Source organism: Pseudonocardia lacus (assembly GCF_018531445.1).
GTDB classification, from domain to species: domain Bacteria; phylum Actinomycetota; class Actinomycetes; order Mycobacteriales; family Pseudonocardiaceae; genus Pseudonocardia; species Pseudonocardia lacus.
Window position 1 is genome coordinate 1 of sequence record NZ_JAHDTH010000037.1, and the last position, 13,240, is coordinate 13,240.

The window sequence follows — 13,240 nt, forward strand, 5'->3', positions numbered from 1 at the left end:
TGGCCGCCGGCGACCGGGCCGGGCGCGCGCTCGGCGAACGACCCGGCCGATTCGCCGGCCGCCGTGGACGTGTTCGCGGCCCGGCTCCTGGACCGGCTCGGCGGCACGGACGCCGCGCCCGGGCTGACCCTGCTGGCCGTCAGCCGGCCGGTCGTGTGGACCGGCGACTTCCACGTCGAGGTGCCCGCGGTGGCCACCGAGCTCGCCCCGCTGCGGGCGGCTCTCACCGGCTGGCTGGAGGAGCTGGGCGCGACCGCGGAGACGGTCACCGCCGTGCCGCTGGTGGTCTCCGAGCTCGTGAGCAACGCCGTCGAGCACGCCTACCCGCCCGACCGGCCGGGGCGGGTGGCGGTCGGCGCCGTCGTCGACGGCCAGTCGGGCCTGCTGGTGACGGTCACCGACCGCGGCACGTGGGCCGCCGAGCGGCCGCGCCCGGGCTACGGCCTGGCCGTGGCCCGGGAGCTGAGCGAGACGATGCGGGTCGCCACCGGGGACGACGGCACCAGGGTCGAGGCGACGTTCGCGCTCTGCCACCCGACGGTCGCGCACCCGGCGGGCTCGCGGGCCGGGCTGCGCCCGGCCGTGTCCGCGGCGTTCGAGGTGCAGGAGCCACCCGGCGGGCCGCCGGTCGTGCGGGTGCACGGCCCGCTGGACCTGCCGGTGGTCGACGAGCTGCGCTCGGCCCTGCTGCACTCGTCGGGCGGGGGCACCCGCGCCGTCGTCCTCGACCTGACCGGTACGACCGGCATCGCCGGGTCGGGCGTGCGGCTGCTCTACGAGCTGGGCCGGTTCACCGACCCGCCGCTGCGGGTGCGGGCGCCGGTCGGGTCGGTGGCGCACGGCGTGCTCACCGTGGCCGGGCTCGGCCACCTGCTGGTCGACGGGGTCTGACCGCTACCCCTTCTCGCGCTCGCGCGCCTTCGCGGTCTCGCGCGCGTTGGCCTTGCGGATCTCTTCGACCAGCTCGGCCTTGGTGTGCTTGGCCGCCGACGTGACCCCGACCTCCTCGGCCACCTCCACCAGGTGCGCCTTGCTGGCCCGGGCGTTCACGCCCTCGGCGGTGTCCTTGGTCGAGCGGCGGTTCCGCGGGGCCGGGGTGGCGGCCTGGTCGTCGGAGGGGCCGTACTCCTCCTTGGGCTCCCAGTGGTCGCCGACCTTCTCGTGGGTGTGCTTGAGCGAGGAGAAGGCGGCGCGGTGGGCGCGCTCGGGGTCGTCGGGGTAGCTCTCCTCGGCCGACTCCAGCGTCTTCTTATAGGTCCGCACCGCCTTGTCGTCCGAGCGCGCGATCGTGGACGGGACGTCCTCGCGCATCCGCTCGGTCTCCTGCTTCTTCGTCCGCGCCATGGCCGCTCTCCCGTCGTCGGAAGCTGTGCCGCGGGCGTACCCGGCCGCCGCCCTGGCCACACCACGGTCGGCTGCGGGGGTTGACTGCGGGCGCGCGGGGAACGTCCCCGACCATGGATGCCGAGATCGAGCTGACCGTCGACGGGCGGCGACGGCGGGTCAGCGTGGACACCCGCACGACCCTGCTCGACGCGCTGCGCCAGCGGTTGGCCGTGGCCAGCCCCAAGAAGGGCTGCGACCACGGCCAGTGCGGGGCGTGCACGGTGCTGCTCGACGGGCGCCGGGTGCTGAGCTGCCTCACCCTGGCCGTCGCCCAGGACGGCGCCGAGGTGACCACGGCCGACGGCCTGGCCGCCGAAGGGCCGCACCCGGTGCAGCGGGCGTTCCTCGACCACGACGCGTTCCAGTGCGGCTTCTGCACGCCCGGGCAGGTGTGCTCGGCGGTCGGGGCGCTGGACGAGGCGGCGCGCGGCTGGCCGAGCGCCGTCACGACCGACGTCGCCGCCGAGCCGGAGCTCGACCGGGCCGAGATCGCCGAGCGGATGAGCGGGAACCTGTGCCGCTGCGGCGCCTACGCCCGGATCGTGGACGCCGTGCAGGCCGCCGGCCGGGACGGTGGCGCGCGGTGAGGCCGCTGGACTACCGCGCCCCGGCGGACGCGGCCGAGGCCGTCGCCGCGGTCGCCGAGCGCCCCGACGCGGCGTTCCTGGCCGGGGGCACCAACCTGGTCGACCACCTCAAGCTCGGCGTCGCCCGCCCCGGTCTGCTGGTCGACGTCACCTCGCTGGTGCCGGTCGAGATCACCGAGCAGGGCGGCGGGCTGAGCATCGGCGCCGGCGTGCGCAACGCCGACCTGGCCGCCGACCCGCGGGTGCGCCGGCGCTACCCGGTGCTGGCCCAGGCCCTGCTGGCCGGCGCGTCGGGGCAGCTGCGCAACATGGCCACCACCGGCGGCAACCCGCTGCAGCGCACCCGCTGCGCCTACTTCCAGGACGTCAGCACGCCGTGCAACAAGCGCGAGCCGGGCTCGGGCTGCTCGGCGATCGGCGGGGTCACCCGCCAGCACGCCATCCTGGGCGCCTCCGACGCCTGCATCGCCACGCACCCCTCGGACATGGCGGTCGCGCTGGCCGCGCTCGACGCGCGGGTACGCGTTCTCGGCCCCGGCGGAGACCGCACGATCCCCTTCGTCGACCTGCACCGGCTGCCCGGCGACGCGCCCGAGCGCGACACCGTGCTCGAGCACGGCGAGCTGATCACCGCGATCGACCTGCCCGCCCTGCCGATGGCGGCCCGCTCGGCCTACCGCAAGGTGCGCGACCGCGCGTCCTACGCGTTCGCGCTGGTCTCGGTGGCCGCGGCCGTCGACGTCGCCGGCGGCGTGGTGCGCGACGCGCGGATCGCACTCGGCGGGGTCGCGCACAAGCCGTGGCGGGCGCACCGGGCCGAGGACGCCCTGCGCGGCGCGACCACCACCGACGACAGCTACCGCGCCGCCGCCGAGGCCGAGCTGGCCGACGCCGTCGCGCAGCCCGGCGTCGACGGCGGGAACGCCTTCAAGATCCCGCTGCTCACCCGCACGCTGGTCGCCACCCTGCGCGACCTCGCCACCGAGGAGGCCTGATGGCCCCCCCCGTGCAGCCCCGCGAGATGGGCCGCGACCTGGCCCGCCGAGACGGCCCCGACAAGGTCCGCGGGCTGGCCACCTACGCCGACGAGACGCCCGTCGTCGCCCCGCTCTACTGCGCCATCGTGCAGGCCACCATCGGCCGCGGCGCGGTGACCGGGATCGACGCCGACGTCGCCGCGGCGCTCGACGGCGTCGTCGCGGTGCTCACCCCCGACGGCGCCGAGCGCCTGGCCGACACCGAGGACGCCGAGCTGGCCGTGCTCCAGTCCGCCGACGTGGCGTTCCGCGGGCAGGTCGTGGCCGCCGTGCTGGCCGAGACGTTCGAGGTGGCCCGCGAAGCGGCCGACCTCGTCGCGGTGACCTACCGCGACGACGGCCACGACGTGCGGCTCAGCCCCGACCGCGACGACCTGTACACGCCGGAGTCGGTCAACCCCGGCTACCCGACCGACACGCACGAGGGCGACGTCGCCGCGGCGATGGCGACCGCGCCGGTGACGGTGGAGCGCACCTACACGACGGCGATGTACCACAACAACCCGATGGAACCGCACGCCACGACGGCCCGGTGGGATACGTCCGGGGGCGGCCACCTGACGCTGTGGGACTCCACGCAGGGCGTGCACCCGACCCGGAAGACCGTCGCGACGGTGTTCGGGCTGGACCCCCACCAGGTGCGGGTCGTGTGCCCCTACGTCGGCGGCGGCTTCGGGTCCAAGGGCACCCCGCACGTCAACGTCGTGCTCGCGGCCCTCGCCGCGCGGGCGGTGCCCGGCCGCCCGGTGCGCCTGGCGCTCACCCGCCAGCAGATGTTCGCGCTGGCCGGCTACCGCACCCCGACCGTGCAGCGGATGCAGCTCGCCGCCGAGCGCGACGGGCGGCTGACCGCGATCGCGATCGACGTCGTCGAGCAGACCTCCCGGATCAAGGAGTTCGCCGAGCAGACCGGCGTGCCGACCCGCACCATGTACGCCGCGCCGAACCGGCGCACCACCCACCGGCTCGCCGCGCTGGACGTGCCGGTGCCGTCCTGGATGCGCGCCCCCGGCGAGTGCCCGGGGATGTTCGGCCCGGAGGTCGCCCTCGACGAGCTGGCCGAGCGGCTCGGCATGGACCCCGTCGAGCTGCGGATCCGCAACGAGCCCGAGGTCGACACGGAGACCGGCAAGCCGTTCTCCAGCCGCAACCTGGTGGCCTGCCTGCGCGAGGGCGCGCGCCGCTTCGGCTGGGCCGACCGCGATCCCCGCCCGGGGATCCGCCGCCACGGCGACTGGCTCGTCGGCACCGGGGTGGCCTCGTCGGTCTACCCGACGATGGCGATGGCCTCGTCCACCGCGCGGGTGCGCTTCGCCGGCGGCCGCTACACCGTGACGATCGGTGCCGCCGACCTGGGCACCGGCTCCTCGACCGTGCTCCCGCAGATCGCGGCGGACGCGCTGGGGGTCGCGGTCGGCGACGTCGACGTGCTGATCGGCGACACCGCCCACCCCGAGGCGTCCGTGGCCGGCGGCTCGTCGGGCACCGCGACCTGGGGATCGGCGATCGTCGAGGCGGCCGGCGCGTTCCGCGACAAGTTCGGGGCGCAACCGCCCGACGACGCCGAGGCCGAGGGCTCGATCCAGCCCAACGAGGCCACGGAGCGGTACGCGATGTCGGCCTTCGGCGCGCAGTTCGCCGAGGTCGCGGTGCACGCCGACACCGGGGAGGTGCGGGTGCCGCGGCTGTACGGGGTGTTCGCCGCCGGGCGCATCCTCAACCCCCGCACCGCGCGGTCGCAGCTGGTGGGCGGCATGACGATGGGGCTGTCGATGGCCCTGCACGAGCAGAGCCTCGTCGACCCGCGGTTCGGCCACGTCGTCAACCACGACCTGGCCGAGTACCACATCGCGAGCTGCGCCGACGTCGCCGACCTGCAGGCGCACTGGATCGACGAGCGGGACCCGCACGTCAACCCGATGGGCGCCAAGGGCATCGGCGAGATCGGCATCGTCGGCACCGCGGCCGCGGTGGTCAACGCGGCCTGGCACGCCACCGGCGTGCGGGTGCGCGACCTGCCGCTCACCCTCGACCGGGTGCTGGGCCTCACCGGCTGATCGGGCCGGCCCCCGACCGTCGAGAACGAAGTTGTCGTGAATTTGGACCGGTCCAAATCACGACAACTTCGTTCTCGACGGGGTCAGCTGGGGACGTCGGCGATCCGGGTGATCACGTGGTCGACGAGGCCGTAGTCGCGGGCCTCGGTCGCGGAGAACCAGCGGTCGCGGTCGAAGTCGGCCTCGATGCGCTCCACCGGCTGCCCCGTGTGCTGGGCGGTCAACTCGGCCATCTCGCGCTTGAGCCGCTTGAGCCGCTGCGCCTGGATGACGATGTCGGACTCGCTGCCGCCGACCCCGGACGAGGGCTGGTGCATGAGGATCGAGGCCCGCGGCAGCGCGTAGCGCTTGCCGGGGGTGCCCGCCGAGAGCAGGAACTGCCCCATGGACGCGGCCATCCCGACGGCGTAGGTGGCGATGTCGCACTCGACGAAGTCCATCGTGTCCAGCACGGCCAGCCCGGCGCTGACCGAGCCGCCCGGCGAGTTGATGTGGAACGAGATGTCGGCCGTCGGGTCCTCGGCCGCGAGCAGCAGCAACTGCGCGCAGATGCGGTTGGCGATCTCGTCGTCGACCTCCTTCCCGAGCACGACGATCCGTTGGGCCAGCAGCCGGTCGTAGATCGAATCGCCCCACGACATCACGGGCGCGGGGGCCGCCGCTCGGGGGACGGACCGGTCGGGGGTGACGCGCACGGGCATCGCGACTTCCTTTCGCAGCGGGCGCCACCGCGGCGCCCGGCTGCAGTCTGTCCGCCCGCACCCCCCGCGACCTGCCGCTTTCGTCCTGGGCGGAATGTTCGCCGGGAGCGAAGCCGCTCAGCCGATGGCGGCGGCGTAGCCGGCGCCGTGGCCGTCGGCGCGGGCCACGACCCGACCGTCCTCGACGCGCACCGCGGTCTCCGTCGCGTCGCCGACCGCGGTCGCGCCGGTGGCCGCGGCGACCTCGCCGGACGCGTCGAGCACGAGCCGCAGCCGCGGCCACGCCCCCTCCGGCACCGCGGCGCGCAGGCAGCGGCGCAGGTCGGCGACGACGAGCCGGGCCAGCGGCAGCAGCTCGGCGGGCTGGCCGCTGACCAGCACCGCCGTCACGTCCGCAGTGGGCGCGGCGCGCACCGCCTCCTCCACCGCGGCGAGGCGGTGCGTCCCCAGCACCGTGACGACGCCGTCGCCGGTGAGCCGCACGGGCTCACCGGTCAGCGAGTCCAGCACGGCAGGCGGCTGCCACGACTCGTCGACCGGGCGGGCCTTCGGCACGTACGGCAGGTGCGGCGGGTCCCACGTGTCGCGCAGGTCGACGTCGGCCAGCCGTTCGCAGCCGGCCACGACGTCGAAGGGCTCCACGAAGCCCGGCGCCGCGGCCGACAGCACGCTCGCGCCGTGCAGCGTGGTCAGCGCGGACTCGGCCACCCGCACCAGCCGCCGGGCCGGCGCGGGGCGCAGCCGCTCCAGCGCCAGCCCGAGCACCACCGCCTGCAGCCTGGTCAGCTGGGCGAACGGGATGCGGACCGCGGCGTCGGCGAGCACCTCCGGCAGCAGGTCGGAGCCCAGGGGCGCCGGCCCGCCGCGCTGCTCGACCGCCAGCGGCAGGTCGGCCAGCCACGCGGTGGCGAAGGCGGCCAGCGCCGAGCGCACCGTGCGGCCCGCGTCCAGGTCGGGCAGGTCGGCGGGGCGCTCGGCGTCCTCGGCGAGGACGGTGAGGTAGAGCGCCCGCTTCCCGGGGAAGTTCGAGTAGACCGCGCCCCGGGTCAGCTCGGCGCGCTCCGCGATCGCGTCGATCTTGGCGTCGCGGAAGCCGCGCGCGGCGAACTCCGCCCGGGCCGCGGCGATCACCCTGGCCCGGTTGCGCTCCTGGGCCTGGGCCCTGCTGAGCCGGCTCATCGCTCTCCCGCCGTTGCCTGCCGTCGACCGCCAAGATACCTTCACCATTCAGATGATGTGAACATCTGATGAGAACATCGGAGGCACCCGTGACCCTTCCCGAGATCGACTTCACCGACCCGGCCACCCTCACCGACCCGCCCGGCGTGCACGGGCGGGCGCGGGAGCGGTCGACCGTGGCCCGGCTGCTGATCCCCGGCATGCCGATGCACGCCGTGCTGCGCCACGAGCAGGCCAGGGCCCTGCTGACCGATCCCCGGTTCGAGCTCAGCGGGATCCAGTACCAGCGCCCCGGCATCGACCCCGAGCTGGAGCCCTACATGCGCAGCCTCCAGGAGATGGACGGCGCCGAGCACAGCCGGCTGCGCCGCCTCGTCGCCCCGTCGTTCGGCGCCCGCAGCGCCGAGCGGGCCCGCCCGCGGGTCCGGCGCATCGTCGACGGGCTGCTCGACCAGGCCGCCGGCCCGGACCCGGTCGACCTGGTGACGGCGCTGGCCCGCCCGCTGCCGATGGCGGTGATCTGCGAGCTCGTCGGCATCCCGGAGGCCGACCGGCCCCGCTGGCACTCCTACGGCGAGGTGTTCGCGACCGGGCAGGGCGGGCGGCTCGGCGAGATCATCCCGGGGTTCGTGGCCGACGCGAAGGCCGCGCTCGCCCACCGGCGCGCCGAGCCCGGCGACGACCTGCTCTCCGAGCTGGTGCGGGCCCGCGCCGAGGACGGCGACCGGCTCACCGACGTCGAGATCGTCGCCCTGGTCTGGCAGGTCGTGCTGGCCGGGCAGACCCCGACCCACCTGGTCGCCAACGGCATCGCGCAGCTGCTCGCCCACCCCGACCAGCTGGCCGCCCTGCGCGCGGACCCCGGGCTGATGCCGGGTGCGGTGGAGGAGCTGATGCGCTGGTGCGGGCCGCAGCTGGTGAGCTTCCCGCGCTACGCCCGCGAGGACGCCGAGATCGACGGCGTGCCGATCGCGGTGGGCGAGCCGGTGCTGGTCTCGATCGTGGCCGCCAACCGCGACCCCCGCGCGTTCGACGACCCCGAGACCCTCGACATCACCCGTCGCCCCGGCCGCGCCGGGCACCTCGGCTTCGCCCACGGCCCGCACTTCTGCCTGGGCGCCGGCCTGGCCCGGACGCAGGCCGAGGTGGCGATCGGCGCGCTGCTGGAGCGCTCCCCCGGACTCGCCCTGGCCGTGCCGGCCACGGAGGTGGCCTACGTCCCCGACCCGGCCACGTGGCGGCTGGCGGCGCTGCCCGTGCGGCTCTGAGGCTCAGCCGCCCGGCGCCCTCGCCGAGACGGCGAGGCCGCCGGGCTCGTCGCGGACGGCGACGTCGACGAACCCGTGCGCGCGCAGCGCCGTCGCGATCGGCGCGGTGATCCGCTCGGCCGGCTGCGGCCCGCCCGCGCCGTAGCAGACGTGCAGCGCCCCGCCCGGGCGCAGCGCGGCGGCGAGCATCCCCAGCTCGGTGGCCGCGGACCCGGTCCAGAACAGGTTGACGTCGATGGCGAAGGCGGCGTCGAGCTCACCGGTGGGCAGCTCCAGCTCGCGCAGAGCCGCCTGCCGCACCTCCAGCCGGCCCGCGGCCACGTGCTCGGCGTTGCGCTCGGCGGCCCGCCGCGTCGCCACCGCCGACCGGTCGACGGCGAGCAGGCGCCCGTCGCCCAGGCGCTCGCACACCAGCGCCGCGGCCACCCCGGGCCCCGACCCGATCTCCAGGATGCGCTGCCCCGGCGCCGGGTCGAGCAGGGCGACCGCCCAGCGCACCCGATCCGGAACCGGCTGTCGGCTCGAACCCACTGCAGGCCCCCCGATCCCGCGTCGTTGTGCACACCCGGACCCGTCCCGGGACGGCGACCCGCCCGGATCCGGTGGCCACGCTAGACGCCGACCCCGACAGGGAGGACTGCCATGATCCCGTCCCACCCGCACGACCCGGTCGCGCTCACCGAGCGGGAGCGGCGCCTGTTCGAGTCGATCGTGGAGCAGCTCGCCCTCGACGACCCGGAACTCGCCAACCGCCTGCGGGCCCGTTCGGCCGACGGCTACTGGACCCGCTGGCTGCGGCGCCGCTTCGGCTGACGCCCGTCCGAGCACCGCGCCTCCCCCTCGCGACGCTAGATGTCCTAGATGTCCCTAGATGTCCTAGATGTCGAGGTCGACCCAGACCGCGGCGTGGTCGGAGGCGGCGTGCTTCGCCGCGGTGATCTCCGGGTAGACCTCCCATCGCGCCGGGGGCCGGACGTTGCCGGGGTCGCCCCACAGACCGCGGCGCCAGACACCACCGCCGGTGGCCCGGGCCGCCAACTCCGGGGACAGCAGGAGGTAGTCCAGCCGGTTGGTGATCGAGCAGGACTGGAAGCTGCCCGGGCGCGGACCGACGTCGAAGCCCGACAGGTCGTAGGCGTCGACGAGGTCGGAGCCCTGGCCGAACAGCGGCTCCAGCGTGGGGTGCCGGGTCGGGTCGTCGCGGTCGGGGCCCTTGTTGAAGTCGCCCAGCACCGCCACATGGCCGGCACCGTCGGCGCGCAGGCGGTCGTAGATGGCGCGCACCGCCGCGCTCTGCCGCCCGCGCAGCGGGTCGGGGTTCCCGCTGGAGAACGACTGGCTCTTGAGGTGGTTGAGCAGCACGTGCAGGGTCTCGCCGCCGGGCAGGGCCAGCGCGAAGACCGGGCAGTCACGGCTGAACAGCCGCTTGCCCGCCGGCGCGGCGGGCGCGGGGTCGGGCAGGTCGACGTGGCTGCGCATCCACGCGATGTCGATGGCGGCGGTGCAGAGCAGCCCGACGTCGATGCCCCGGGGGTCGTTGCCGTCGATGAGCATGGCCCTGCCGTAGCGCCCGTGCAGGAGCTCGTCGTTGAACCGCACCAGCGACGGGCGATCCTCGGCCTCCACGACGCACAGCACGTCGGCGGCGACGTCGTCGACGACCCGGGCGGTCATCCGGATCGCGGTCTCGTCGACCGGCTCGTCGATGAGCTCGACCCAGCCGATCCAGTCGCCGCGCCCGCCGGCCTCGATGCGCGGCTCGCCGTTGTCGGGGGCCACCAGGAAGTCGCCGCGGTTCTCCCGTAGCCACGCCCACGCCGTGTCGAGGTCGCGGTTGCGCCGGACCCCGGCCTCGGTCCGGCGCAGGACCCCGAGCACGACCAGCGCGTCGATCATCGCGGCGCGGTCGGCCGCGGTGTACTCCGCCTTCGCCGAGACCCGGGTGAACCGGTCGAACGCCTTCAGCACCGGCCGCCCGGCCGCGCGGTCGGCGGTGTCCATCGCCTTCGCCCTGGCGAACAGGTTCTCGACGTTGTAGGTCGCCAGTCTCATCGCGGGTCCTCCTCCGGCCGGGCCGCCGCAGCCTAGGAGAGCGGGAGGGAGGAACCGATACGTCCGCGTGGCGCAGAGCGACCGATGGAGTGAGGCCCGTGCGGGACGCCGGGGGCACGTCCCGCACGGGCCGGAACCGGGACCGGTGGGGGGTGGTCCCGGGCTGCAGCGGCTAGAAGTTGCCGCGCCGGGCCTGCTCGCGCTCGATGGCCTCGAACAACGCCTGGAAGTTGCCCTTGCCGAAGCCCAGCGAGCCGTGCCGCTCGATCAGCTCGAAGAACACGGTGGGCCGGTCGCCGATCGGCTTGGTGAAGATCTGCAGCAGGTAGCCGTCCTCGTCGCGGTCGACCAGGATGCCGCGCGCCCGCAGCTCCTCGATCGGCACCCGGACCTCGCCGATGCGGGCGCGCAGCTGTGGGTCGGTGTAGTACGAGTCCGGGGTGGACAGGAACTCCACGCCCCTGGCCCGCAGCTCGTCGACCGTGCGCAGGATGTCGTTGGTGGCCAGGGCCAGGTGCTGGGCGCCGGGGCCGCGGTAGAAGTCGAGGTACTCGTCGATCTGCGAGCGCTTCTTGCCCACCGCCGGCTCGTTCAGCGGGAACTTCACCCGGTGGTTTCCGCTGGCCACGACCTTGCTCATGAGCGCGGAGTACTCGGTGGCGATGTCGTCGCCGACGAACTCGGCCATGTTCGTGAAGCCCATGACCCGGTTGTAGAAGTCCACCCACTCGTCCATGCGGCCCAGCTCCACGTTGCCCACGACGTGGTCGAGGGCCTGGAACAGCCGCTTCGGCGCGTCGGCCGGGCGGACGACCGTCGAGCCGCGGGCGACGAAGCCGGGCAGGTAGGGGCCGGTGTAGCCGGAGCGGTCGACCAGGGTGTGGCGGGTCTCGCCGTAGGCGGCGATGGCGGCCGTCCGCACGGTGCCGTGCTCGTCGGTGATGTCGTGGGGCTCCTCGACGACCGTCGCCCCCTGCGCGCGGGCGTGCGCGATGCAGCGGTCGACGTCGGGCACCTCCAGCGCGATGTCGACGATGCCGTCGCCGTGGCGGCGGTGGTGGTCGTGCAGGGGGCTGTCCGGGTCGACGCCGCCGCGCAGCACGAACCGGATGGCCCCGGAGCGCAGCACGTAGGCGTGGTGGTCGCGGTTGCCGGTCTCCGGGCCGGAGTACGCGACCAGCTCCATCCCCCAGACCAGCTGGTAGTACAGCGCGGCCTGGGTGGCGTTGCCGACCACCCAGACGACGGCGTCCCAGCCGGTCACCGGGAACGGGTCGCCGTCGGGGTCGTACTCGACGAGGCCGACCAGCTGGCGCAGCTGGTCGAGGTCGAGTTCGGCCAGCTTCTCCTGGCTGGTGAGGGTCTGGTCCACGGTCATTGTCCGGCCTCCCCGGTGGCTCGACGATCTCCCGACCGTTCCAGGACACCGCAGCCCGCCGACCTGCGCAACCGACCCCTTCCGGGCTGGTAGAACTGACCGGATTGCCCCTTCCGAGAGAGCATCTGCTGGGCAATCTGACCAGCCGAGGAGAGGAACCCGTGGACGCCCTCGACGTCGACCTGCTGCGCGCGCTGCGCGACAACCCGCGGATCGCGGTGCTGGAGCTGGCCCGCACGCTCGGCGTGGCCCGGGGCACCGTGCAGGCCCGGCTCGACCGGCTGGAGTCCTCCGGGGTCGTCACCGGCTACGGACCGGACGTCGACCTGTCGGCGGCGGGGTTCCCGGTGCAGGCGTTCGTCAGCCTGGAGATCGCCCAGGGCGCGCTGACCGACGTCGCCGAGGAACTGGCCGCGCTGCCGGCCGTCATCGAGGCCTACGCGACCACCGGCTCGTCGGACGTGCTGTGCCGGCTGGCCGCGGCCTCGCACGAGGACCTGCAGCAGACGCTCATCGCGCTCAACCGCTCCCCCACCGTGGCCCGCTCGACCAGCGTGATCGTGCTGTCCACCGTGGTCGCGCCGCGGGCGCTGCCGCTGCTGGAACGCGCCCCGCGCGCGGCACCGCGCCGTTCGCCCGCCTACCGGGACGCGACCGGGGACTGAACCCGCTCCCCCACGGACAGGGCCGGGCTGACCGGCCACAGCATCCCCACCGTGATCGACGCGCGCTCGGCCGGCCCGGCCGGCGCAGGCGACCAGACCCCGGCGTAGTCGAGCCCGGCCAGCACCCCGCCCAGGACCCACAGCCCGGCGACCGCGACCGCGCACCCGAGCGACCAGGCCGCCGCAAGCGCCGCGCCCACACGATCGCGGTGGCCGTGAGGCCGACGAACACCGCGAGACCGGCCGCGTCGTGCGGGCTCCCCAGCGCGCGTCGGGCACCGAACACCACCACCAGCGCCCCGGACAGCAGGAACGCGACGACCTGCACCCAGCCCACGTTGGGGGCGAGCGGGCACTGACCGGCGCCACCGCGACGTCGCAGAGTCCGCCTACCCGGCGCAGACCCCCGGAACTCTGCGCCGGGTAGGCAGACCCTGCGACGTGACGGCGGCTAGCGCGAGGAGGCCGCGCAGCGCCTTGTGGGCGTCGCGGAGCAGGCCGGGGGCCAGGGTGCGGTGCAGGGCCGACAGCGGCGTCCAGACGGCGGCGGCGAGGTGGCGGTCGTAGCGCATGAAGGTCGCCAGCGAGACCTGGCCGTCGGCGACGCGGACGACCATCCGCGACCGCAGGAACCAGGACGTCGCCTCCAGCCGCACGTGCTCGTCGTCGCTCGCGGCGACCCGCCAACCGGCGATGTGGTTGAACGAATGGCGCGAGGCCAGCCGCATGCCCAGCAGCACCCGGAAGATGAACTGCCCGCCCCGGCCGGCGATGTCCTCGATCATCACCCGGGCCCACCGCTCGGGCGGCCATCGCCCGACGTCGTCGGCGGTGAGCGTGAACAGGTCGACGTAGTCGGGTTCACCCAGCGCGCCGAGGTCGCGGACGGTGTCGGGGACGGGTTGCTGCTGGTGGACGGTCATACCAGGT

The 13,240-nt window shown here is 75.0% G+C and carries 15 protein-coding genes; 7 read left to right on the forward strand and 8 right to left on the reverse strand.

Features of this window, described 5'->3' with window-relative positions; genetic code table 11:
- On the forward strand, positions 1-891 hold an 891-nt coding region (locus tag KIK08_RS10835), incomplete at its 5' end, for an ATP-binding protein (protein WP_214402929.1).
- A gap of 3 nt (positions 892-894) precedes the next feature.
- On the opposite strand, the gene KIK08_RS10840 is transcribed toward KIK08_RS10835, so the two are convergent.
- Positions 895-1,344 (reverse strand): ChaB family protein, encoded by a 450-nt coding sequence (locus tag KIK08_RS10840; protein WP_250556748.1) that lies wholly within the window; start codon positions 1,342-1,344, stop codon positions 895-897.
- A 113-nt stretch (positions 1,345-1,457) separates the two neighbouring features.
- On the opposite strand from KIK08_RS10840, the gene KIK08_RS10845 reads away from it, so the two are divergent.
- From KIK08_RS10845 to KIK08_RS10855, 3 genes are read left to right on the forward strand one after another with little or no spacing between them, the layout of a single operon-like run.
- Entirely contained in the window at positions 1,458-1,973 is a 516-nt protein-coding gene (locus tag KIK08_RS10845; RefSeq protein ID WP_214402930.1) for a (2Fe-2S)-binding protein, read from the forward strand.
- Complete coding sequence (locus KIK08_RS10850) at positions 1,970-2,968, forward strand: FAD binding domain-containing protein (protein WP_214402931.1); 999 nt, start codon at positions 1,970-1,972, stop codon at positions 2,966-2,968. Before KIK08_RS10845 ends, KIK08_RS10850 begins: the two co-directional genes overlap by 4 nt.
- On the forward strand, positions 2,968-5,067 hold the full coding sequence (locus KIK08_RS10855; protein ID WP_214402932.1) for a xanthine dehydrogenase family protein molybdopterin-binding subunit: 2,100 nt from the start codon (positions 2,968-2,970) through the stop codon (positions 5,065-5,067). Before KIK08_RS10850 ends, KIK08_RS10855 begins: the two co-directional genes overlap by 1 nt.
- A gap of 83 nt (positions 5,068-5,150) precedes the next feature.
- Here the strand turns inward: KIK08_RS10855 and KIK08_RS10860 are convergent, their stop codons facing one another.
- Positions 5,151-5,708, reverse strand: a complete 558-nt coding sequence (locus KIK08_RS10860; RefSeq protein ID WP_214402967.1) for an ATP-dependent Clp protease proteolytic subunit — start codon at positions 5,706-5,708, stop codon at positions 5,151-5,153.
- A 177-nt stretch (positions 5,709-5,885) separates the two neighbouring features.
- Complete coding sequence (locus KIK08_RS10865) at positions 5,886-6,947, reverse strand: TetR/AcrR family transcriptional regulator (protein ID WP_214402933.1); 1,062 nt, start codon at positions 6,945-6,947, stop codon at positions 5,886-5,888.
- Positions 6,948-7,015: 68 nt separating this feature from the next.
- Between KIK08_RS10865 and KIK08_RS10870 the strand changes: the two genes are divergently transcribed.
- Positions 7,016-8,215: a cytochrome P450 family protein gene (locus KIK08_RS10870; RefSeq protein WP_214402934.1), complete on the forward strand. Its 1,200-nt coding sequence runs from the start codon at positions 7,016-7,018 to the stop codon at positions 8,213-8,215.
- 3 nt (positions 8,216-8,218) lie between these two features.
- Here the strand turns inward: KIK08_RS10870 and KIK08_RS10875 are convergent, their stop codons facing one another.
- Positions 8,219-8,713 (reverse strand): class I SAM-dependent methyltransferase, encoded by a 495-nt coding sequence (locus KIK08_RS10875; protein ID WP_214402935.1) that lies wholly within the window; start codon positions 8,711-8,713, stop codon positions 8,219-8,221.
- A gap of 144 nt (positions 8,714-8,857) precedes the next feature.
- Here KIK08_RS10875 and KIK08_RS10880 point away from each other — a divergent pair, with 144 nt between their 5' ends.
- Positions 8,858-9,028: a DUF3040 domain-containing protein gene (locus tag KIK08_RS10880; protein WP_214402936.1), complete on the forward strand. Its 171-nt coding sequence runs from the start codon at positions 8,858-8,860 to the stop codon at positions 9,026-9,028.
- 63 nt (positions 9,029-9,091) lie between these two features.
- On the opposite strand, the gene KIK08_RS10885 is transcribed toward KIK08_RS10880, so the two are convergent.
- On the reverse strand, positions 9,092-10,267 hold the full coding sequence (locus KIK08_RS10885; RefSeq protein WP_214402937.1) for an endonuclease/exonuclease/phosphatase family protein: 1,176 nt from the start codon (positions 10,265-10,267) through the stop codon (positions 9,092-9,094).
- A 172-nt stretch (positions 10,268-10,439) separates the two neighbouring features.
- Entirely contained in the window at positions 10,440-11,645 is a 1,206-nt protein-coding gene (hppD, locus tag KIK08_RS10890) for a 4-hydroxyphenylpyruvate dioxygenase (protein ID WP_214402938.1), read from the reverse strand.
- Between the two features lie 161 nt (positions 11,646-11,806).
- Here hppD and KIK08_RS10895 point away from each other — a divergent pair, with 161 nt between their 5' ends.
- Positions 11,807-12,310: an Lrp/AsnC family transcriptional regulator gene (locus KIK08_RS10895; RefSeq protein ID WP_308257566.1), complete on the forward strand. Its 504-nt coding sequence runs from the start codon at positions 11,807-11,809 to the stop codon at positions 12,308-12,310.
- Here KIK08_RS10895 and KIK08_RS10900 read toward each other — a convergent pair.
- Positions 12,286-12,510 carry a hypothetical protein gene (locus KIK08_RS10900; protein ID WP_214402939.1) on the reverse strand — a complete coding sequence of 75 codons (225 nt, stop codon included), beginning with the start codon at positions 12,508-12,510 and terminating at the stop codon, positions 12,286-12,288. The two genes, KIK08_RS10895 and KIK08_RS10900, sit on opposite strands and share 25 nt — an antisense overlap.
- 189 nt (positions 12,511-12,699) lie before the next feature.
- Positions 12,700-13,233, reverse strand: a complete 534-nt coding sequence (locus KIK08_RS10905) for a hypothetical protein (protein WP_214402940.1) — start codon at positions 13,231-13,233, stop codon at positions 12,700-12,702.
- Between the last annotated feature and the right edge of the window lie 7 nt (positions 13,234-13,240).